The organism is Brevibacterium sp. Z349TD_9 (assembly GCF_056173565.1).
On record NZ_CM149680.1, the window covers coordinates 2,964,664 to 2,986,293 of the forward strand.

Annotated in this window: 19 protein-coding genes; 3 read left to right on the plus strand and 16 right to left on the minus strand. The window is 69.8% G+C overall.

The window, feature by feature from the left end:
• Window positions 1–40: 40 nt before the first annotated feature.
• From AC0VYB_RS13835 to AC0VYB_RS13850, 4 genes are all read right to left on the minus strand, one after another.
• Window positions 41–2,602 carry a bifunctional metallophosphatase/5'-nucleotidase gene (locus AC0VYB_RS13835; protein WP_415711686.1) on the minus strand — a complete coding sequence of 854 codons (2,562 nt, stop codon included), beginning with the start codon at window positions 2,600–2,602 and terminating at the stop codon, window positions 41–43.
• A 265-nt stretch (window positions 2,603–2,867) separates the two neighbouring features.
• A complete protein-coding gene (locus AC0VYB_RS13840) occupies window positions 2,868–3,461 on the minus strand; it encodes a DUF1269 domain-containing protein (protein WP_009376141.1) in 594 nt (197 codons plus the stop codon).
• A 186-nt stretch (window positions 3,462–3,647) separates the two neighbouring features.
• A complete protein-coding gene (gene truA, locus AC0VYB_RS13845; RefSeq protein WP_190247016.1) occupies window positions 3,648–4,502 on the minus strand; it encodes a tRNA pseudouridine(38-40) synthase TruA in 855 nt (284 codons plus the stop codon).
• Window positions 4,499–5,164, minus strand: a complete 666-nt coding sequence (locus AC0VYB_RS13850) for a LemA family protein (protein ID WP_415711687.1) — start codon at window positions 5,162–5,164, stop codon at window positions 4,499–4,501. The genes truA and AC0VYB_RS13850 overlap by 4 nt, the downstream gene beginning before the upstream one ends.
• Window positions 5,165–5,401: 237 nt before the next feature.
• Here AC0VYB_RS13850 and AC0VYB_RS13855 point away from each other — a divergent pair, with 237 nt between their 5' ends.
• Window positions 5,402–6,544, plus strand: a complete 1,143-nt coding sequence (locus tag AC0VYB_RS13855) for a glycosyltransferase family 4 protein (RefSeq protein WP_415711688.1) — start codon at window positions 5,402–5,404, stop codon at window positions 6,542–6,544.
• Window positions 6,545–6,630: 86 nt separating this feature from the next.
• Here the strand turns inward: AC0VYB_RS13855 and AC0VYB_RS13860 are convergent, their stop codons facing one another.
• The 9 genes from AC0VYB_RS13860 to AC0VYB_RS13900 all read right to left on the minus strand — a co-directional run bounded on the left by AC0VYB_RS13860 (window position 6,631) and on the right by AC0VYB_RS13900 (window position 15,004).
• Window positions 6,631–7,179, minus strand: a complete 549-nt coding sequence (locus AC0VYB_RS13860; RefSeq protein ID WP_063249363.1) for a cysteine hydrolase family protein — start codon at window positions 7,177–7,179, stop codon at window positions 6,631–6,633.
• Window positions 7,180–7,254: 75 nt separating this feature from the next.
• On the minus strand, window positions 7,255–7,935 hold the full coding sequence (locus AC0VYB_RS13865; protein ID WP_101624639.1) for a CbiQ family ECF transporter T component: 681 nt from the start codon (window positions 7,933–7,935) through the stop codon (window positions 7,255–7,257).
• Entirely contained in the window at window positions 7,928–8,746 is an 819-nt protein-coding gene (locus tag AC0VYB_RS13870; protein ID WP_082834880.1) for an energy-coupling factor ABC transporter ATP-binding protein, read from the minus strand. Before AC0VYB_RS13870 ends, AC0VYB_RS13865 begins: the two co-directional genes overlap by 8 nt.
• A complete protein-coding gene (locus AC0VYB_RS13875) occupies window positions 8,743–9,390 on the minus strand; it encodes a biotin transporter BioY (RefSeq protein WP_193338253.1) in 648 nt (215 codons plus the stop codon). The genes AC0VYB_RS13870 and AC0VYB_RS13875 overlap by 4 nt, the downstream gene beginning before the upstream one ends.
• A 126-nt stretch (window positions 9,391–9,516) precedes the next feature.
• Window positions 9,517–11,097, minus strand: coding sequence for a glutamine-hydrolyzing GMP synthase (gene guaA / locus AC0VYB_RS13880; RefSeq protein WP_063249367.1), 1,581 nt, complete (start codon window positions 11,095–11,097; stop codon window positions 9,517–9,519).
• 113 nt (window positions 11,098–11,210) lie between these two features.
• A complete protein-coding gene (locus AC0VYB_RS13885) occupies window positions 11,211–11,645 on the minus strand; it encodes a DUF3817 domain-containing protein (protein WP_009376168.1) in 435 nt (144 codons plus the stop codon).
• On the minus strand, window positions 11,642–12,556 hold the full coding sequence (locus AC0VYB_RS13890) for an SURF1 family protein (protein ID WP_063249368.1): 915 nt from the start codon (window positions 12,554–12,556) through the stop codon (window positions 11,642–11,644). Before AC0VYB_RS13890 ends, AC0VYB_RS13885 begins: the two co-directional genes overlap by 4 nt.
• Window positions 12,557–12,605: 49 nt before the next feature.
• Entirely contained in the window at window positions 12,606–13,739 is a 1,134-nt protein-coding gene (locus AC0VYB_RS13895; protein ID WP_475384750.1) for a GuaB3 family IMP dehydrogenase-related protein, read from the minus strand.
• A gap of 365 nt (window positions 13,740–14,104) precedes the next feature.
• A complete protein-coding gene (locus AC0VYB_RS13900) occupies window positions 14,105–15,004 on the minus strand; it encodes a LysR family transcriptional regulator (RefSeq protein WP_009376171.1) in 900 nt (299 codons plus the stop codon).
• A 218-nt stretch (window positions 15,005–15,222) separates the two neighbouring features.
• On the opposite strand from AC0VYB_RS13900, the gene AC0VYB_RS13905 reads away from it, so the two are divergent.
• Window positions 15,223–15,933, plus strand: a complete 711-nt coding sequence (locus AC0VYB_RS13905) for a LysE family translocator (protein ID WP_063249370.1) — start codon at window positions 15,223–15,225, stop codon at window positions 15,931–15,933.
• 398 nt (window positions 15,934–16,331) lie between these two features.
• On the opposite strand, the gene AC0VYB_RS13910 is transcribed toward AC0VYB_RS13905, so the two are convergent.
• From AC0VYB_RS13910 to panB, 3 genes are all read right to left on the minus strand, one after another.
• Window positions 16,332–18,029: a mechanosensitive ion channel gene (locus tag AC0VYB_RS13910; protein WP_259864351.1), complete on the minus strand. Its 1,698-nt coding sequence runs from the start codon at window positions 18,027–18,029 to the stop codon at window positions 16,332–16,334.
• A gap of 216 nt (window positions 18,030–18,245) precedes the next feature.
• The gene (gene panC, locus AC0VYB_RS13915; protein ID WP_193338280.1) at window positions 18,246–19,073 is read right to left on the minus strand and encodes a pantoate--beta-alanine ligase; all 828 of its coding nucleotides are present in this window, start codon (window positions 19,071–19,073) and stop codon (window positions 18,246–18,248) included.
• Entirely contained in the window at window positions 19,073–19,999 is a 927-nt protein-coding gene (panB, locus tag AC0VYB_RS13920; protein ID WP_259864347.1) for a 3-methyl-2-oxobutanoate hydroxymethyltransferase, read from the minus strand. The genes panC and panB overlap by 1 nt, the downstream gene beginning before the upstream one ends.
• 346 nt (window positions 20,000–20,345) lie before the next feature.
• On the opposite strand from panB, the gene nadA reads away from it, so the two are divergent.
• Entirely contained in the window at window positions 20,346–21,629 is a 1,284-nt protein-coding gene (nadA, locus tag AC0VYB_RS13925; protein WP_278373294.1) for a quinolinate synthase NadA, read from the plus strand.
• The last annotated feature ends 1 nt before the right edge of the window (window position 21,630 follow it).

Consider the following 21,630-nt stretch of genomic DNA (forward strand, 5'->3'; position numbering starts at 1 on the left):
TCGCCTCCCCGGCCCGTCCGAACTCTCACACAACGCCAGGTCACACCTCGGCGTCGGCCTTCTTCCTGCGGATCGCGGTGACGACGGCGCCGCCGGCGATGATGAGGGCGAGCGCCGCGGCAACGAGGTTCATCGCTTCGAAGCCGGTGCGCGGTAGGTCTCCCCCGTCCTTGCCCGCGGAGGCCTCCGAGCCGCCGCCGGCCGACGAGGCCGATCCGCCCGCCGACGACGATCCGCCGGCGTTCGAGCCGCCGTCAGAGCCCTTCGCGCCACCCGAGGCATCGCCCGAGCCGCCGTCGGCGCCCGCACCCCCGTCGGCACCCGCATCAGCGCCACCTCCGTCGGCACCCGCATCGGCGCCGGCACCGGCGGTGACGTCCGCGGTCGCCTCGAACGCGTGCGGCAGCGGCAGCGGGTTGTCATCCCACCATTCGGCCTCACCGGCGAGGAGCGTCGCGGTGGCCGTGACCTCCCCGGAGGCGTCTTCGGGGGCGCTGACCGTGATGGGCACCTCTGACTGGCCGGCCGGGATCGACTCGAGGGTGATCGTCGCCTGACCGGCCTCCTGCTTCACGGTCGCCGCGGGCGCCGTTGCCGACTGCGCCTTCCCCGCCTCGACGGTGAAGCCCTCGGGCACGTCGACGGTGACGTCGACTGGACCGGGCACCTCGGCCTTCGCGTCGGTGGTGAGGAGGAATTCACCCGAGCCTCCCGCAGCGATGCCGTCGGCAGGAGCCGTGAAGTCGACATTGAGTTCGCCGTTCGCGATGACGTCCTTCGCGGCGTCGGCCTGCCGCTCGGTCTTGTCGGGGGCGACCGGCGAGTTGTCGTTGAAGTACTTCGTCCACGTCTCGAAGTCGGTGAGTCCGGACTGTTCGAACGTCCCCTTCGCGAACGAGGAGAAGTTGTCGCCGCCTGCGGCGAGGAAGCTCAGGGTCGCGACCCGGTAGTCCCGGTTCGGGTCGATCTCCTCGCCGTTGACCTTGACCGACTTCACGCGCTTCCCGGCCTCGGCGCTCGAATCGTAGACGACGTCGAGCTCCTTCGAGATGCCGAGGTGGAGGAACGGCCGCGAGGCGCCTGCGGGCTGCCACTGCTCCTCGAAGAGACCGATGACATCCGCGCCCTTCATCGTCACGACGCCGTGGTCGTTGGCGAACGGGAGGACCGCGTTGAGTTCGGCAGCGGTGACCTCGCAGCGCTTCTCCGTGTTGTAGATGTCATCGCACTTGAGGTCCGTGCGCAGACCCCCGGGGTTCGTGATGCCGAAGTCCGCGGGCGCGAGCTGGGAGTCCCCGACGCCGTCCTTGAGCGCATCGGCGACGAGGTTGCCGAGCGTGCTCTCGGCACCGCGGTCCTCCGAATCGTCCTTGAAGGCGCGCGTGATGTCCTCGGTGATCGTGCCCGCGACGACGGATCCCGGTCCCTTGGCCTTCTCGTCGGCGTCGGCGATGATCTGCTTGACCTCGTCGACGACCGGGGACGCGTAGTCCTTGTCCTCGGTGGAGAGGAGCTCCGAGGTCGCGGTCGTCCAGTCGCCGTTGCCCAGGGATTCGAGCTGGAGCTGACCGACGACCGATCCGTAGTTGCCGGCCTGGATGACCGGGCGCGTGCGCTCGGGATCACCCGGCACCGGGGCGTCGAAGGACGACGGCAGATGGGTGTGGCCGGTGAGCATCGCGTCGACCGAGGGGTCGGCCTCGGTGACGAGCTTCTTGAACTCGGCGTTCGAGGCCTCTGCCGCCTCGAGGCTCTCCGTCGACGAGGCGCCGAGGTGGGCCTCGACGACCGTCATGTCCGGCTTCTCCTCCTCCGGCAGCGCCTCGAGTTCGTCGGCGACCCGGTTGACCGCGTCGGTGGGGTCACCGAAGTCGACGTCGGCGATGCCGTCAGGTGAGACGAGCGAGGTCGTGTCCTGCGTGACGACGCCGATGACGGCGACCTTGACGCCTCCGACGTCGAGCGTCGTGTAGGCGTCGAGCCCGTCGACGACGTTCGTCGTGCCCTTGTCGTAGACGTTCGCGGCGAGGTAGGGGAAGTCGGCTTCGGCGGACACCCGTCCGGTGAGGTCGTCGATGCCCTTGTCGTATTCGTGGTTGCCGGTCGCCGAGCCCTGGAGTCCGATGGCGTTGAGCACGTCGATCGTCGGCGAGTCGTTCTGTGAGGAGGAGACGTAGGTCGAGGCGCCGATGCTGTCGCCGGCGGAGAGGAAGGCCGTTCCGGCGGCACCGGGAACGTCGGCGAACTTCGCCCTCTCCTCCTCGACGACCGAGGCGACCTGAGATCCGGCCTCGACGATGCGTCCGTGGAAGTCGGTGATGCCGAGCAGCTGGACCTTGGTCCCGGCAGGAGCGGCGTTGGGGTCAGCGCTCGGAGCATCGGTGGGGGCGGCGGACTCAGCGGGGGCCGGCGACTCCGGGGCCGCCTCGGCGGGGCTCGTCGGCGCGCCGATCGAGGACTCCCGGTCCGGGTTCCCCTGCGACGCCGAGGACTCCTCGGACGGGTTGCCCAGCGGTGCCGCATGGGTCGGCGCGATGCCGGGCAGGGTGAGCAGCGTGACGGCTGCGCCGGCGGCGAGCGCCTTGGTGACGAGTGTCGACATAGATTCGCATCCTTTGGTCATGACGTCCGCCGCGGACGGCGGGCTGAGAAGAGGATCGAGCGAACTCATCGTGTCGCAGGGAAGCGAACGACGAGTGACGTACACGTGAATCTACACAGGAATCTCACACCTGGGAAGAGGTTCCCTCTCAAACTCCCAGAGAATGACGACAAGGCAGGCGTCCGGAATGCGTCGGCGGCGCACGTCCCGGGGATCGGGTCGTGCGCCGCCGTCGACGTGCTGATATCGCGGTGAGGCGGTGCGCTCAGAGCTTCGCCTTGATCTTGGCGATGCGCTCCTCGCGCTTCTCCTTGCGTTCGGCCTTCTTCGCCTCCTTCGCCTTCTCGCGGGCGGCGTCGGCGGCGGCGATCGCCGCGTCCTCGGCGGCGGCGACCTCGTCGAGGACCTCGTCCTCGGGCCGACGCAGGAGCTCGGCACCCGTCGACTTCGCGAAGTCGTCGAGAACGGCGGGATCGGTCTCCTCGACTTCGGCGATGACGCCGGTCCTGCCGGCGGGCAGGGCGCTGCTGAACACGGTGAGGGCGTCGTCAGCGTCGAACGTGCGCTCGGCGTCGACGGTCGAGCCGATGAGGGCACCGGTGGCGAATCCGAGGAGGACGCCGAGGGGGCCGCCGAGGATGCCGATGAGCGCCCCGATGCCGCCTCCCCCGAGAGTGGAGAGTCCGAGGTCGTTGTCCTGCCCGTCGGTGACACGCAACTGACCGCGATCGTTGCGTTCGACGACGGCGGAGGCGACGATCGTGATCGCTGCGGAGTCGAGGTCGCGGAACTTGCTGAAGGCCTCATAGGCGGTGCTCGAGTTGTCCCAGGTGAGGAGGACGATGTTGGTTTCTGACATGGCGCTTCCCTTCGCAGATGGCGGATGGGTGGGGATGGCGGTCGGGGAAGGCTCGGCTCGCCGGTGCCGGGTCACCCAGACAACCACCCCTGCGATGAGGGGTCAAGAGCACGATCGTTTTCACAGGACTCCCTCAGATCCGAGCGGACGATCGACCGAGGCCGCGTGGGAGGTCGAGGGCGGCGGTCAGTCGAGGTCGCGGCGGGCCATCGTCTGGGCCGCGCGTGCCGCGTAGTCCTCAGGTGCCGGGTAGCCGACCCCGGTGAGGACGAGTCCGTGGGCGGGGGTGACGAACATCGGCCCCTCGGGGGCGATCCCGGCATCCGCCTCGGCGAGGAGTTCGGCGGGACCGGTGACCGGCCACGCTCCCGACCCGACCCGGATGAGCCCGCCGACGAGCGCCCTGACCATGTGATGGCAGAACGCGTCGGCACGCAGGTCGATGGTGATCACGGCGTCGTCGTCGCGGACGACGTCGAGGTCGTGGAGGGTGCGGATCGTCGTCGCCCCCTCCCGCGGTTTGCAGAAGGGAAGGAAGTCGTGGAGTCCGCGCGCCTCGTCGGCGGCCTCGGCCATCGCCTCGGCGTCGAGTTCGCCCTTGTGGCGGGGGGTGACCGCGGTGAGGAGCGGATCGACGAAGGACCGATGATCGGCGAGGCGGTAGCGGTAGGAGCGCCACAGCGCGGAGAAGCGCGCGTCGAAGTCCGCGGGAGCCTCGCTCACGGCGTGGACGACGAGGTCGTCGGAGCCGTCGGCGGTGAGCACCCCGCGCAGACGCGAGAGCAGCGCCGTCTCCGCGGTTCGGGACGAGCGTCCGACGAGCCGGGCGATGGCCTCGTCGCCGAGGTCGAGGTGGACGACCTGGCGCCTCGCGTGGACGCCGGCGTCGGTGCGTCCGGCGACGACGGCGGCCACCTCGGTGCCGGCGACCCGGGCCAGACCGTCCTCGAGCTTGCCTTGGACGGTGCGCAGGCCCGGCTGCTTCGCCCAGCCGTGGAAGTCGGTGCCCCGGTAGCCGAGGTCGATGCGGAACCGGGTCATGCCTCGACCGTTCCCCGGCCGGTGCGGTCCCCGGTGCTGGTGCGGCCCTCGGTGCCGGCAGGACCGTCCGCCTCGGCGCGACGGGGGTCCGTGCCGTCTCGGGAGGAGTCCTCTGTGAAGTGCTCCCGGGGGCGGAAGACGCGGCCGAAGAGGCGGGAGAGGAAGCGGGCGCGCTGCCGGTGGTAGCGGTCGACGTTGGCGTTGTAGAGCCGGCTCACGGCGACGATCCGTTCGGAGAGGACGGTGAGCTGGCCATGGAGGAGGAGGAGGACGGTGGTCTCGAGCTCGTCGCGCATCCCCGCCTGCACCGAGGTGGCCGCGTCGGCGCCTCCGCTGGGGGTGGTCGGGATGAGGGCCGCACCGTCGATCGCCGTGGACAGGGCGTTCTCGGCGGCCGCTCCGCGCGGGCCGAAGACGGCGCGCTCGGCTGAGGCGAGGGCGAGTTCGAGGCTGCTCAGGTCCCGGGTGGTCACCTGCTGCAGGGTGCCGATGTAGGCGGGGACGAGGGCGTGCCGGGCCTTGAGTTCGACGACGAGCTGCCGTTTGGCCTCGTCGCAGAGGGAACGGGCCATCGAGAGCTGGTTGAACCGAAGGATGGTGAGCATGACCGCAGCGACGAGGAGGACGGAGACCGCAGCGGCGGCGATGATGGTCCAGACCACGCGCAGTCCTCCCCTCTCGTGCCGGCCGCGCCCAGCCCGCGGGCGCGGTACAAGTTTACGTGGGGTTCACCCCCGCCGCGAACGGGTCGGTCACCGGTCACCGGACGTCTGCCTGAGTGAACTGATTTCGGCAACTCGTCGCCGACACTTCGCCTCCGAGTCGTCGCGTCTTCACCATGGGAGCGTCCACTGGGTGGTGTGAGAGTAGCGATCATTGCAGAATCCTTCCTCCCCAACATGAACGGGGTCACCCACTCACTGCTGCGGGTCCTCGACCACCTGTCCGATCGCGGCGACGAGGTCCTCGTCATCGCTCCCGGCACCCGACGCGACGGACCCAAAGAGGTCTCCGGCGCGAAGATCGTCCGGGTCCCCTCGATCGCCCTGCCGAAGTACCGGCGCATCCGCGTCGCCCCGGGCGGCGTCACCCGCATCCGCCGCCTCCTCGAGCGGTTCTCCCCCGACGTCGTCCACCTGGCCAGCCCCTTCGTCCTCGGGTGGCGCGGTGTGCTCGCCGCGCAGAGCCTCGGTCTGCCGACCGTGGCGATCTACCAGACCGAGGTCCCCGCCTACGCCGCCCGCTACGGCATGCACGGCATCGAGGCGGTGCTCTGGACCCACGTCCGCAACCTCCACCAGCACGCCTCGCTCACACTCGCCCCGTCGTCGTACACGATCGATCAGCTGCGCAGGCTCGGCGTCGCCGAGGTCGACCACTGGGCGCGCGGCGTCGATTCGACCCGTTTCGACCCGTCCCACCGCTCCGAGCAGTGGCGACGGTCGGTGGCACCGAACGGGGAGCGGATCATCGGCTTCGTCGGCAGGCTGGCCGCCGAGAAGCAGGTCGAGGACCTCGCGGTGCTCGCCGACATCCCCGATGCGAAGCTCGTCATCGTCGGTGACGGTCCGTGGCGGGCGAAGCTCGAGCGGCTCCTGCCGAGCGCCCACTTCACCGGGTTCCTCGGCGGCGACGCACTCGCCCAGGCGGTCGCGAGCTTCGACCTCATGGTCGCCCCCGGCGAGCTCGAGACGTTCTGCCAGACGATCCAGGAGGCCATGGCCTCCGAAGTCCCGGTCATCGCCCCGGCCCGCGGCGGTCCCCTCGACCTCGTCGACTCCTCCCGCACGGGATGGCTCTACACGCCGAAGGATCTCCCTGCCATGCGTGCCCACGTCGTCGACCTCCTCGGCGACGAGGCGAAGCGTCGGGCCTTCGGCATCGCCGGCCGCGAGCAGGTCCTCAGCTGTTCGTGGAAGAGCGTGTGCTCACAGCTCGTCGGCCACTACTCGCGGGCGATCGAGAACCCGGCCCCGCAGGTGATGGGTCGCAGCTTCACGGTCCTCTCCTGGGCCGGTGCCGAGGGCACGACCGCCCGCTGAGAACCCTCCTCGCGCCGAGCCGGACACTTCGCGCCGGGACCGACGCTTCTTAGTGTCGGTCTCGACGGTCTCGGTGGCTCAGGGCGTCACTTCCCCGTCCATTCCGCGACGGTGAGGACGTCGGACTGCCACGGGAAGACCTCCTCGGTGAGCACGCGATGGACCTCCGGGTCGGGATCGGCGCAGGCATCGGAGAGCACCGTGACGCCGAAGTCGAGGTCGGCGGCCTGTCGCCACGTCGCAAGCACGACACCGCGGGTGGCCACGCCGGTGAGGACGAGGTTCGTCGCCCCGAGGCCCGCGAGGACGGTGGCGAGGTCGCTGCCGGAGAATGCGCCGACGCGGCGCTTGGTCACGAGCGGTTCGTCCTCCTTCCGGCCGAGCACCTCGAGGATCTGCGTCGAGTCGCTGTCCTCGCTGAGGTCGCCGAGCGCGGCGATGCGCTGGAACGGCGAGGTCTCTGGCAGCTCGGGGTACCCCGGGCGCAGGGCCACCCGGACCCACACGACGGGGATCCCGGTCTCCCGGGCGTGGGCGAGCGCTTCGCGCACGCGGTCCATGATCGGGGCCTCGGCGAGGCCGCCGGCGATGCCGTTCTGGAAGTCCATGGCGAGCAGGACAGTGCCATCGGTCATGATTCGCTCCTCTTCTGCAGGTCAGGCGGCCTGCATGCCCGAGGATACCCCTCCTGCGCGACGCTGAGGCGAACGTCAGTCGACGATGCCGCGGGCGTCGAGCGCCCGCCCGGTGTCCTGCGCGTACTTGACCGAGCGGAGGATCGCGGGGACGACCCGCGCCTTGAGGCTCGTCTCGAGGCCACGGGCGCGGGCTGCCCGGTCCGCCTCGGCGAGCAGACCCGAGAGATGGGAGATCGCCCGGACCATGAGGCTCGCCGTGAGCGCAATGACCTCGGGGTCGACACCGAGGCGGCGCAGCGGGGAGACGATGACCGCGAAGGCGTCGAGGAGCTCGCCGATCGTCGTCGTCAGGGTGAGCAGGAGCGCCGCCTGGACGCACGCGAAGACGGTGCCGGCGACGACGAGCCCCGCCTCGAGGGTGCCGAAGAGGTACTGGAGTCCGATGACGATGGCGACGAGGACCGCCGCGTAGGCCCACGGGATGAGGAAGCGGCGCAGCGGGAGCCGCGCGCTCAGTCCGAGGACGACGAGGACGACGAAGATCGACCAGTTGACGACGCCGTTGCGGAAGACGAGTGCGGTCAGCCCGATGACGGCGATCGCCGCGAGCTTCCATCCCGTCGGCACGCGGTGGAGCCACGTCGACGTCCGCACGACCCGGCCGAAGAGCTGGGGACGCGTTCGGATGCCGGTGCGCCTGCCCGCGCGGCGGCTCGGCGTCGGCCGCGAACGCGTCGGGGGAGCCTCACTCATGGGTCTCGCTCATGATGATCTCCCGGTAGGCGGCGACCGCCTCGGCGGGGGTGGAGTCCCAGGCGATGCGTCCGTCGTCGACGACGATCGCGCGGTCGGCGATCGAGGCGAACTCGAGGTCATGGGTGGAGAAGACGATGCGCACCCCGCGCCGCTCGACGAGGTCGGCCAGACGGGTGCGCAGGCGCTCTCGATTGCGCAGATCGAGCAGGGTCGTCGGCTCGTCGAGGACGAGGATCTGCGGGTCGACGGCGAGGACGGCGGCGAGCGCGACGAGCTGACGCTGGCCTCCGGAGAGCTCGTAGACGCTGCGGTCGGCGAGTTCGGCGATCCCGAGTTCGTCGAGGACGGTCAGTGCCGCCGCCCGCCGCTGCCCGCGGGGCACCCGCCTGCGCAGGGAGAGCTCGATGTCCTCGAGCGGGGTGGGCATGACGAGCTGAGCCGCCGGATCGGTGAAGACGAACCCCACCCGGGCACGCACCTCGGCGGGGTGCCTGGCCGGATCGAGGCCGTCGATGAGGACCTGCCCGGCGCTTGCGGTGACGAGGCCGTTGAGGAGCTGGAGCAGCGTCGACTTGCCCGAGCCGTTGGCGCCGATGACGGCGACCGAGGGTTCGCTCAGCCGCAGGTCGACGCCGTCGAGGATCGACCGGTGCGCCTCGCCGTCGGGGGTGTCGTCGATGACGCCGACGGACACCCCGGTCAGGGCGATCTCCCGGACCCCCGCCTCGGCGGACGCGGCGGACCCGGCCCCCGCCTCGGCGGGCGGAGGGGAACCGGCAGAGCGCTCAGGTCGGCGGCGCAGGATCACGGCGTGTCCGTCACCTGGGGGCGTGCGCCTCGGCGACGGAGGATGTCGGGGAAGGCGCGGTGGATGAGGAGGGCCACGGACACGGAGAGGACGGTCTTGACGATGTCGCCGGGCCAGTAGATGAGGTCGGCTGCGGCGGCGACGCCGAGCGGGAGGTCGCCGTTGATCGACATCCCGAGGATGCCGAGGGGATGGACGATGAGCAGGCTCGCGGCCAGGGCGCCGACGAACATCGCGGCCCACAGGCGTCCGCCGCGGAACCGGCGCAGCGCCCAGCGGGCGGCGATTCCGGCGGCGAGCGCGTAGAGGGTGAAGGCGAGGATGTAGCCGGCGCTCGGGCCGGCGAGGACGGCGATGCCCCCGCGCATCCCGGAGAAGATCGGGAGTCCGATGAGGCCGAGGACGACGTAGAGGCCGGTCGCGGCCGCAGCCCGCCACGGTCCGAGGACGAGTCCGGTGAGCGCGATCGCGAAGGTCTGCAGGGTGATCGGCACCCCGAGCGGGCCGACGGGGATGGGCGGGAGCATCGCGAACGCGGCGATGAGGGCGGCGAAGACGGCGATGAGGGCGATGTCACCGGCCCGGCTCGCGGGCTTGGGCGAGACGGATGCCGCCGAGGCGGGGCTGGACGATGCGTGTGTCATGAGTTCTCCGTGGGTCGGGTCTGGCCCGGGTCCCACCCGGGCTGACCCCACCCTAACTGAACACCGTTCAGGAGTTGTCGGCGGGGCACAGTTCGCGCCCCGACTACTTGGACTCCTGAGCGGTGCTCACTCCCATTCGATCGTGCCCGGGGGCTTCGAGGTGACGTCGAGGACGACGCGGTTGATGTCGTCGACCTCGTTGGTGATCCGGTTCGAGATCACCGAGAGCGTGTCGTAGGGGATCCGCGTCCAGTCGGCGGTCATCGCGTCCTCGCTCGAGACGGGGCGGAGGACGACGGGGTGGCCGTAGGTCCGGCCGTCGCCCTGGACGCCGACGGAGCGGACGTCGGCGAGGAGGACGACGGGGCACTGCCAGATCTCGGCGTCGAGGCCGGCCTTCGTCAGCTCCTCGCGGGCGATGGCGTCGGCCCGGCGGAGGATCGCGAGACGGTCCTCGGTGACCTCGCCGATGATGCGGATGCCGAGTCCCGGTCCGGGGAACGGCTGGCGGGAGACGATCGCCTCGGGCACGCCGAGCTCGCGGCCGATCGAGCGCACCTCGTCCTTGAACAGGGTGCGCAGGGGTTCGATGAGCTGGAACTGGATGTCCTCGGGCAGACCGCCGACGTTGTGGTGGCTCTTGATGTTCGCCGTGCCCGAACCGCCGCCGGATTCGACGACGTCGGGGTAGAGGGTGCCCTGGACGAGGAAGCCGATCTCCTCGCCCTCGTCCTTGGCCTCGCGGACGAGTTCGGCAGCGGCCTGCTCGAAGGTGCGGATGAACTCGCGGCCGATGATCTTCCGCTTCTCCTCCGGGTCGGTGACCCCGGCGAGCTGGGTGAGGAACCGCTCCCGGGCGTCGACGGTGACGAGCCGGACGCCGATCGAGTCGACGTAGTCGTTCTCGACCTGTTCCCGCTCGCCTTCGCGCAGCAGTCCGTGGTCGACGAAGACGCACGTGAGCTGGTCGCCGATGGCCTTGTGGACGAGGGCGGCGGCGACCGAGGAGTCGACTCCGCCCGAGAGCGCGCAGATGACCTGCTTGTCGCCGACCCGGTTGCGGATGAGTTCGACCTGCTCGTCGATGACGGACTCGTTCGTCCAGTCGGCGTCGAGGCCGGCGACGCGGTAGAGGAAGTTCTCGAGGATCTTCTGCCCGTTCTCGGAGTGGAGGACCTCGGGGTGCCACTGGACGCCGGCGAAGCGGCGCTCGGGGTGCTCGAAGGCCGCGACCGGGGTGTCGGGGGTCGAGGCGAGGACCGTGAAGTCCGCGGGCGCCTCGGCGACGGAGTCCCCGTGGGACATCCAGACCTTGTAGGCGTCGGGCGTCTCGGCGAGCAGCGCCCCCTGGTCGGCGACGGTGACCGGGGTCGACCCGTACTCGCGCTTGTCGGTCTTCGCCACCCGTCCGCCGAGGCTCGTCGACATGAGCTGGAAGCCGTAGCAGATGCCCATCGTCGGCACCCCGAGGTCGAAGACGGCCGTGTCGAAGGGCGGGGCGGCCTCGTCGTTGACGCTCGAGGGTCCACCGGAGAGCACGATGGCCACCGGGTTCTTGGCCGCGAACTCGGCCGCCGGGGCGTCATGGGCGATGATCTCGGAATACAGTCCCGCCTCGCGGATCCGGCGGGCGATGAGCTGCGCGTACTGCGCGCCGAAGTCGACCACGAGGACAGGAGGCACCTGTGTGCTCTGGGTTTGCGTCATGCGCCCAATTCTAGACGGCGTCGGCGCACCTCCCGAACCGCGGGTTCGGGCGCACTTCGACGCCTGCTCCGAGGCTCGATGCCGGGACTCGGCTCAGCTCTTCGGGGCGGGTCTCAGCTCTTCGGGGCGACGACGACCGCTGCGGCGAGTTCGGCTTCGACCTGACGGTGGATGCGGCGTTCGAGGATGAACGACATCACGGGCACGACGCCGGCGAGCGCGAGGACGAGGTAGCGGCCGAGGCTCCAGCGCATCTGCTGGTTGAGCCAGAAGCAGCCGATGAGGTAGACGACGTAGCACCAGCCGTGGCTGATGGCGATCGCGGCGGCGAGGTTGAAGTCGCCGAACATCAGCGCGGTCTTCGGGTCGGCGGCGATGAGGTACTTGTAGATCATCTCGACCGTGAGGATCATGAGCATGGTCCCCGTGATGATCGCCATCACACGGTAGAACTTCAGCGCATTGCGCGCCGAGGTGAAGCGCTTGACGCTCCACACGTTGGCCTCATCGATCTCGGGGCGGGAATCGAGGTTCGGGTCGTCGCTCACGCTTCGGGTCCTCCGGTCGGTGTTCTCTGGTCTCGGTGCCTGCGCGGCTTCGTCCCGCCGTGCCGGTGTGCGGGCAGTCCGGTGAGCCCGGACATCACCTCGGGGTCGATCCGCGACTCGCCTGCGGGCTTGACGACGACGTACTCGACGTCGCCTGTCGAGCCCTGCGGATCTCCGTCGCCGAGGCGGCGGCCGAGGTAGTCGTCACGGAGCAGCTGCCACCACATGTAGAGGGCCATCGCTGCGAAGATCAGCCATTCGATCGCGTAGACGGCCGACTGGATGTCGAATCCGCCCTCGTCGCGGGTCGTCGTCGTCGGCACCTGGACGAGTCCGCCGGTGCCCACCGAGGCGCCTGCGCCGGCCTCGGTCTCGGGAATGAGGAATCCCGAGTAGGTGAGGAGGTCGGGGAAGAGGTTGATCAGCTGCGAGGTCGAGACCGTGCGCACCTGCCCCTCGGGAAGGTCCGATCCGGGTTCGGGACCCTCGACGGGTCCGATCCGGGCCTCCATCTCGACCGACCCCTCCGCGGCACGGGAGTTCATCGCCGTGGTCTCATCGGTGGTGAAGCCGCGCACGACGGGGATGGCGATCGTCTTGCCCTCGGTGTCCGCGACCGCTCCCTCGCCGAGGCGGGCGCCGTCGGGAGCGAACATCGTCACCACCCAGTAGCCCTCCTTGCCGTCCTGGACCCGTCCGGGCAGGACGACCTGGGCGTCGGGCAGCCACCGGCCGGTCAGCGAGACCCGCTGGTCGGCGAGTATGCCGGGCATCGGCGCCTGCGCGCCCATGACGTCGTTGAACGGTTTGAGCTCATCGACGTCTGCGGCCGCGACGACGTCGTTCTTGTGCTGCGCCCGGTCGACCTGCCACGCCGAGAGGCCGACGAAGCAGCTGACGAGGACGAGCACGAAGAGCAGCGACCCCAGCCATTTGGGAGTGAGGGCCAGACGGAACAGATCAGACCACCGATCCAGGCTGGTAGGGCGAGACGGTGACGTCGACGCGCTGGAACTCCTTGAGGTCGACGTAGCCGGTGGTCGCAAGCGCCCGGCGCAGAGCACCGGCGAGGTTGAGCTCGCCGATCGCCGTGCGCCCGGGGCCGAAGAGGACCTGCTCGAGGCTGCCGACGGTGCCGAGCTCGACGCGGTGGCCGCGGGGCAGCTGCGGGTGGTGGGCCTCGGCACCCCAGTGCATCCCGCGCCCGGGCGCCTCGGTGGCGCGGGCGAGGGCGGTGCCGAGCATGACGGCGTCGACGCCGACGCCGAAGGCCTTGACGATCTCCCCGCTCGTGCCCAGTCCGCCGTCGGCGATGACATGGACGTAGCGGCCGCCGGACTCGTCCATGTAGTCACGCCTGGCAGCGTGGACATCGGCGATGGCCGTGGCCATGGGCGCGTGGATGCCCAGCGTGCGCCGCGTCGTCGCCGCCGCTCCCCCGCCGAAGCCGACGAGGACGCCGGCCGCACCGGTGCGCATGAGGTGGAGGGCGGCTGTGTACGTCGCGGCGCCGCCGACGATGACGGGGACGTCGAGTTCGTAGATGAACTGCTTGAGGTTGAGCGGCTCGGCCTGCGAGGAGACGTGCTCGGCCGAGACGGTCGTGCCGCGGATGACGAAGATGTCGACGCCGGCATCGACGACGGTCTTGTAGAACTGCTGGGTCCGCTGCGGGGTCAGGGCACCGGCCACGGTGACGCCGGCTTCGCGGATCTCCTCGAGGCGGGCGGTGATGAGGTCGGCGCGGATCGGCTCCGAGTAGAGCTCCTGCATCCGGGCGGTCGCCATGTCACCGGGCAGCTGGGCGATCTCCGCGAGCAGGGGGGCGGGATCCTCATAGCGGGTCCACAGGCCTTCGAGGTCAAGGACGCCGAGGCCGCCGAGCCTGCCGAGGGAGATCGCAGTGTCCGGGGACATCGCGGAGTCCATGGGAGCGCCGATGAAGGGGAGATCGAAGTGGTAGGCATCGATCTGCCATGACAGGGAGACGTCCTCGGGGTCGCGTGTGCGACGTGCGGGGATGATCGCGATGTCGTCGAGCGAATACCCGCGCCGACCGCGCTTGCCTTTGCCGATCTCGATTTCAGAACTCACGCGCACAGCCTATCCCACCGGGACTCAGCCGGGTCTCAGGCAGCTGTGAGGCTCGGGGTCACGCGCGGCCGCGTTTCGGGGGCCGCGCTGGGATCACGCTGCGGCCGCGCCTTGGCCCGCTCGCGGCCGCGCCGGCGCCTCCCCGAGGAGGATCCGATGCGATTCTGAGCCCGGTTTCGGCTCGGATCCACCTCGTGGGCACCGCTGCGGGGAGGACGTGCGGTGCAGCGGAGGACGTGCGGTCACAGGTGCGACGTGCGGTGAGAGGTACGAAGCGCAACCCGCGGTGTGACGCGTGAGACAGGGCGCGGGGCACGGATGGCAAGGCGGACGACGCAGCTCCAGGTAACGGTGCGGGCTGGTTCTCAGGGGACGCGGTCGGCGGCGACCGCCTCGGCGGCGGAGGCGAAGGCCCGCACATGCGGCAGGTGCGCTTCCCGGTCGCGGACGTGCATGACGACCCGGCGGACGGGGACCGGATCGGTGAGGTCGACGGCGGTGAGACCGGCGGGCAGGTGGACGGTCGAGAGCCGAGGAAGGACGGTGATGGCGAGATTCGCGCCGACGAGGGCGAGGGCGGCGTCGTCGTCCTCGGAGGCGGCGAACATCGTCGGTTCGAACCCGGCGGCGGCGCACGCGAGTTCGACGACGCGGCTCGTCGGCCCGCTCCACAGGTCGTAGTCGACCCACCGTTCGGCGGCGAGTTCGTAGAAGGGCACGGACCCCCGCTGTGCGAAGGGATGGCGGGTGGAGACGACGACCCGGTAGTCGTCGTCGAAGAGCACCGTCCGCGACATCCCCGGCAGGTGCACCTCCTCATCCTGGGGGACTTCGTTGCGGATCTCGATCGTGCAGTGGCTGCGCCGGACCTTTGCGGGCTCGTTGAGCTGGATGTCGAAGCGCAGGTCCTCATGCGCGAGCGCGACGGGGGCGATGATGTCGGGCAGGAGGACGGCGTTGAACGAGGTGAAGGCCGCGATGCGCATGCGTGGACGCGAGACCGTGCGGTAGCTCTCGACGAGGCTGTCGAGGCGACCGAGGCCGGTGAAGACGTCGGCGGACTCCTCGGCGAGCCTGCGACCGAGCTCGGTCACCTCGATGCCCCGGCCCGATCTCCGATAGAGCGGGGCGCCGACGGCCTTCTGCAGCGTCGTGATGTGCTGACTGACGGTGGCCGGGGTGTAGTTGAGGCTGCGCGCGGCGGCGACGACGGAGCCCGTCGCGACGACGGCCCGCCACACGCGCAGACGCTGGAGATCCCACATGGGAGACAGCCTATCCGAGAATCGTTCGGTTCGGCCTGATGATCATTCGTCAATGATTGCTTTTCCTGACGCGTGACATGGGTGAGAATGATTCAGGCGCGGTCGACGACCGCGCCCATCCCCGCCTGTCCCCGCAGCACCCCTCGCACCACCGCACGATCGGCAACACGCACGATCAGCACCACCGCACGTTCCGCACCACCATTCGGAGGAGTCCCATGACCGGTCCTGAGCTCATCACCATCGCCGGAGCCGCCACCGTCCTCGCCGTCACCCCCGGACCCGAGACGATCCTCACCGTCAGACTCTCGGCACTGCGCCGCAAGGCGGGGCTCATCTACTCCCTCGGTTCGGCCACGGGCATGACGATCTGGATGGTCGCGGCGCTCACCGGCATCTCCGCACTGCTCACCGCCTACCCCTCGGCGCTGCTCGTGCTCAAGATCGTCGGCGGCGCCTACCTCTGCTTCCTCGGCGTCCTCGCCGCCCGGCAGGCGCTGCGGATCCGCTCCGAGCTGCGTGGGGCTCCCCTCGGCCCGGTCGGTGAGATCGCCGCGGCCAGCGACGACATCGTCTCCGACGGCTCGCTCGTCGAGGCCCCGGTCACCGCCGGACACCCGTGGGGCCAACTGCGATCGGTCATCTCCTACCGTCGCGGCCTGCTCTCCTCCCTGAGCAACCCGAAGGCGGGACTCTTCTTCCTCGCCGTCATGCCGACCCTCGTTCCCGCATCCCCGGCGGGCACCGACTACGTGCTCCTCGTCGCGATCGTCGTCGGCCTCCTCCTCGCCTACCAGATCATGCTGGCCCTCATCGCCGGTCTCGCCGCGGCCGCCCTCCAGCGCCGCAGCACCGACTTCTGGATCGAGGCGGTCTCCGCAGGCATCCTCGTCGTCATGGGCATCACCGTCGCCGCGCTGCCGATGTGACGCAGGCTGCGGGGCACTCACCCGCCCGCCACGGGGCGCGGGCCAGCCACTCGCAGCACCGGACCGGCCCAGCGACGCGACCCTGCCGCTCGCCTGCCCGCCGCGTTTGATTCACTTTTCGCCCGATCAGTCTGTTCGCAATCCGACCGATCGGGCGAAAAGTGACTCGTTTCGGCAGGCACGCGGCAGAACCCGACCCATCGGGCGGAAACAGACTCATTGAGCGCGGCGGCCGGCGGAAACCGACCGGTCTGGCGGAAAGTGACTCGTATCGGCAGGCACACGACGGCGCCGGTGCTCGAGATCGCTCTCAGGCACCGGCGCCGTTGACAGTGCAGTCGCACAAGTCAACCGAGCGGTGTCCGCTCCCGGCAGATGGCACCGAGAGCGGCGTCGACTCACCTGCTGTGGTTGGGACCGTCGCCCAGCGGGCCGTCACTGAACGGTCCGTCGCCCACTCCCCCGCTTCCGGAACCAGCGCTGCCGACACCACCGCTGCCGGGGCGACCGCCGAGCGGGTCGGCACCAGGCGTGCTGCCGGGGGTGCCGCTGCCGGGCGTACGGCCGAGACCGGACGCCGCACCGGGCCGGCCCGCGGCACCGGGACGGTCACCTGCGGCGTCACCGGTCGCGGCGTCGACCGCCTCGGCGGCCTCATCCTCGACCTTGTCGAGCAGCCTGGCCGCCGCGTTGCGGCCGCCGAGGCCGAAGGCGAGCGCCGCGGCTGCCGCACCGCCGATGACGACGGCGCCGAAGGCGAGGTTGATGATCGAATCGGCGATGCCCATGTAGCGCAGACCCATGGCGATGAAGAGGGCGATCGCCGAGTAGCGCAGCACCTTGCTCGCGATGCTGTTGGTGATGAACCGCCCGATGATCCCCGCGATGAGGAAGCCCGCTGCGATGATCACCGCACCGAAGAGGACGCTGCCGCCGAGGGCGAGGATCTCATTGAGGATCCGTGTGATCTCCGGGAAGCCGAGCATCCGGGTGGCCATGATCGCGAAGAAGATCATGATCGCGATCTGGACGATCTTCGTGATCACCGAGGACGCGCTCGTGCCCTCGGGGACGATGCCGATCGACTCGATGGCCCGGTCGGTGCCGACACCGCGGAGGATCTCCTCGAGGAGGTTGCCGAGGAACTTCGCGATCGCGAAGCCGATGGCGAGCAGGATCGCCGCGGCGACGATGAGCGGAATGGCGTTGAGGAACATCTCGAGCATCTGCTGCGCAGGGCCGGAGATCGCGGCGATCCCGAGCACCTGGAGTGCGGCGATCGAGACGACGATGATGATGATTCCGAAGACGACGTTGCCGACGAGGTTGGAGATGCGGGCGTTCGCCTCGGCTTCCGGTGAGCGTCCCATCGACTGACCGGGGTGACCCTGACCCTGGTGACCCTGTTGCGGGTGACCCTGACCCTGGTAGCCCTGCTGCGGGTGCCCCTGCGGCGGCTGTCCGGGCTGGCCGTGCTGCATCGTCTGGCCGGGACCCGGCTGACCGAAGCCCGGCTGGCCCGGACCCTGCTGACCGGGGTCGGGCTGACCGGGACCTGCAGGACCGCTCTGCTGGGGTCCGCCCTGCTGCACCTGGTCGAAGGCGGCGGTCTGCTGTCCGGGTGCCTCACGACGACGGAAGCCTCCGTCGGAGTCGGCGACGCTGACGGCGCGGTCGCCGATGGAGCGGAACTTCGCGGTGATCTTCGTCAGGTCGACGGCGCCGAGCGCGGTGACGACGAGCTGTTTGGCGATCTTCGCGAAGACGTAGCCGATGAGGAAGATGAAGCCGGCGCCGATGATGTTCGGCAGGAAGCTGAAGATCCCGTTCGCCAGACCCTGCAGCGGCGTGAGCACCTGGTCGAGGGCGAAGAGCTGGAGGACGGCGATGAGGCCGAGGATCCAGATGATGAGCCCGGCGATCTGACCGACGGATCTGCCGACCTGCTGCCCGTTGTGCCCGTCTCTCTGCAGAGCGGGGACCTTCGCCACGAGCTTCGCGATCGCCCATTTGACGATCGAGGCGACGATCCAGGTGACGATGAGAATGACGATTGCAAGGCCCACATTGATGAGGACCGGCCATATGTCCTGCATTTCCGTTGTCTCCTTCGGATGCTGCGACTAACAAGGCGTCTTTGTCACTTGTTATTTCGGAGCCTATTCCACGGGTGCACTCTGGACAAGGGTCGTGCGCCTGTCATCTCGAATCATGTCCTGAAATGCGATTAGCGATCGCCGCATTCACGCGTTTATCTCAGGGCCTTAACAATACGTTCATGCGGCGATCACGATTGGGCAACGGAAGGATTTTCAGAACTCGAGCGGCCGATTGTCGATGAGCCTCGTCGTCCCCACGGTGGCGGCGATGAGGAGGAGGGCTGAGCCACGGAACTGCTCGCGCACCGGCTGCAGGGTCGCCGCCTCGACGAGGGCGAGGTAGTGGACGTCGAGGTCGCCGTCGAGAGCCGCGCGGGCGGCTGCGAGGACGTCCTCGGGCAGTCCGCCGTCGGTCAGCGCGGATTCGCCCGCATCGAGGGCGCGCGGGATCGCCAGCGCCGCGAGCCTCTCCCCCGGGGTGAGATAGTCGTTGCGGCTCGAGACGGCCAGACCGTCCCGGTCGCGGACGACCGGGAGTCCGATGAGCTCGATGTCGAAGTCGAGGTCGGCGATGAGGCGCCGGACGAGGGAGAACTGCTGGATGTCCTTGAGCCCGAAGACCGCGACGTGGGGGCGAGTGAGATGGAAGAGCTTCGTCACGACGGTGAGCACCCCGTCGAAGTGGCCGGGGCGGTCCGCACCCTCGAAGATCGCGCCCATCCGCCCCGAGGACACGGTGACCTCCGGCGCCGCGGGATACATCTCGATGAGCGCGGGGGCGAAGACGAACTCGGCCCCGGCATCCTCGCACATCGCGAGATCGGCCTCGATCGGCCGCGGATACCGGGTGAAGTCCTCCCCCGGACCGAACTGGAGCGGATTGACGAAGAGGCTGACGACGAGGTGGTCGGCCGACTCCCGGGCCCGATCCATGAGCGCCCGGTGCCCCGAGTGCAGCGCCCCCATCGTCGGCACCAGCGCGACGGTCCCCTTCTGCCTCTCCCGCCACGCCCGCAGCGCTTCGATCCCGCCGATCTCCATCACTCGAAGCTCCTCTCCGGTTCGGGGAACTCCCCAGCCCCCACCTCGGCGACATAGGCCCGCACGGCATCACCGAGGACCGTGCGCAGGTCGGCGTAGCGCTTGACGAACCGCGGGGACCGACCCGGCCGCAGGCCGGCCATGTCCTGCCACACGAGGACCTGGGCATCGCAGTCGGCCCCGGCGCCGATCCCCACCGTCGGAATCTCCAGCTCCGCGGTGACCTGGGCGGCGAGCGGGGCCGGAACCATCTCCATGACCACGGAGAACGCCCCCGCCGAGGCGACGGCGCGGGCATCGGCGAGCAGCGCCTCTGCCGCATCTCCGCGCCCCTGGACCCGGTACCCGCCGAGGTTGTGCTCGGACTGCGGGGTGAAGCCGATGTGCGCCATGACCGGGATCCCCGCCGAGGTGATCGCCCTGATCCGGGAGGCGACGTGGGCGCCGCCTTCGAGTTTGACCGCGTGGACCTCGGCCTCCTTCATGAACCGGACCGCTGTCGCAACGGCCTGTTCGTCGGAGATCTCGTAGCTGCCGAAGGGCAGGTCGGCGACGACGAGGACGCGGGAGGTCGCCTTCGCCACCGCGCGGGCGAGCGGGATGAGCTCATCGACCGTGACGGGCAGAGTCGTGGCATGGCCGTAGACGTTGTTCGCCGCCGAATCGCCGACGAGCAGCACCTCGACGCCGGACTCCTCGAAGAGCGCGGCCGTGTACTGGTCGTAGCTGGTGAGCATCGCCCAGCGCCGGCCCTCGGCCTTCGCGCGGAGGAGATCGAGGGTGCGGACCCGCCGAGGCGGTCTCGACTCCCCGGCTGCCGTCGGGCTGGACGACCCGTCTCCCCCAGGGGACGCGGCCCCGGCCGCTCCGGGCCCGTAGACGGGCGTCGTCTCGTCTGACTCGGTGGTGCCTGCCGCATCGGGCATGGGAATCCTCAAGTGGTTGGTGGTCTGGGTATGTGCGCCCGTCCTGCCCCGCGGCCTCGCACCGGAGCTGCTCCTCGTCCGAGCGCAGGGACTCCGCGCTCTCGCACGGGAGTCCCCCGGTTCCTGCGCGGGCCTTCCGATCGAGCACGATCGGCGGTCGCCGCGCGGGGTGTGCGGGCTGGCCGGGACGGCGCCGGCTCGGATCACGAGCCTGTCACCAGCGTAGAACATCCGCACTGCGCGTGGAGGGCGGCACCGCGGCGGCGGGTGGCCGAGTTGTACTTTACGGACGACCGTGATTAAGCTCAAATGTGCGTAAAAGTGCGCCGAGCAGCAAAGGACGACGATGACCACGACAGCTTCGATCGAGCTCACCCTCAAGGACATCTCCGCCGGAAGGACATCGGGGTCGATGTGCTCCTCCTCCCTCGTCGACGCCCCATGGGACGTCGATGCCTCCCCGGGCTACGGTCCCGGCGCCTCGCTCGCCGACCCGATCCCCGCCGCTTCCCCGCGCCAGGGCGAGATCCCGCAGGAGTACCGTGACGCCTCGGCGGGTGAGCTGCGCGAGCGGATCATCGCCGCGAAGGCCGCGCTCGGCGACCGCGTCGTCGTCCTCGGCCACCACTACCAGCGGGTCGAGGTCGTCGAGCACGCCGACTACATCGGGGACTCGTTCATGCTCGCCAAGGCCGCCCAGAACCATCCCGACGCCGAGGCGATCGTCTTCTGCGGTGTCCACTTCATGGCCGAGACCGCCGACCTCCTCTCGACCCCTGAGCAGTCCGTCATCCTCCCCAACCTCGCCGCCGGCTGCTCGATGGCCGACATGGCGACGATCGACCAGGTCGAGGACTGCTGGGAGCAGCTGGCCGAACTCTGGGGCACCGAGCCCGACGAGACCGGGAAGGTGCCCGTCGTCCCCGTCACCTACATGAACTCCTCGGCCGCGATCAAGGGATTCTGCGGCCGCAACGGCGGCATCGTGTGCACCTCGTCCAACGCCGAGGTGGTCCTCGAGTGGGCATTCGAACGCGGGCACCGGGTCCTCTTCTTCCCCGACCAGCACCTCGGCCGCAACACCGCGATCGACATGGGCATCGACCCCGAGGCGATGCCGCTGTGGAATCCGCGCCGACCGCTGGGCAACAACACCGCCGAGGTGCTCGAGGACTCCCGCGTCATCCTCTGGCAGGGCTTCTGCTCCGTCCACAAGCGCTTCACCCCTGCCCAGATCGCCGCCGCCCGGGAAGCCGATCCGGACGTCCGCGTCATCGTCCACCCCGAATGCCCGCGCGAGACCGTCGCCGCCGCCGACGAATCGGGGTCGACGGCCTACATCACGAAGGCGATCAGCGAGGCGAGCGATCCGACGAACTTCGCGATCGGCACCGAGATCAACCTCGTCCAGCGACTCGCCGCCGAGCACCCGCAGCACACGATCACCTGCCTCGACCCCGTCGTGTGCCCGTGCTCGACGATGTACCGCATCCACCCCGGCTACATCGCCTGGGTCCTCGAATCCCTGCTCGACGGCTCGATCGTCAACCAGGTCACCGTCGACGCCGAGGTGGCCGACCCCGCCCGCATCGCGCTCGACCGGATGCTCGCCGCGAAGCCGAGGATCTGAG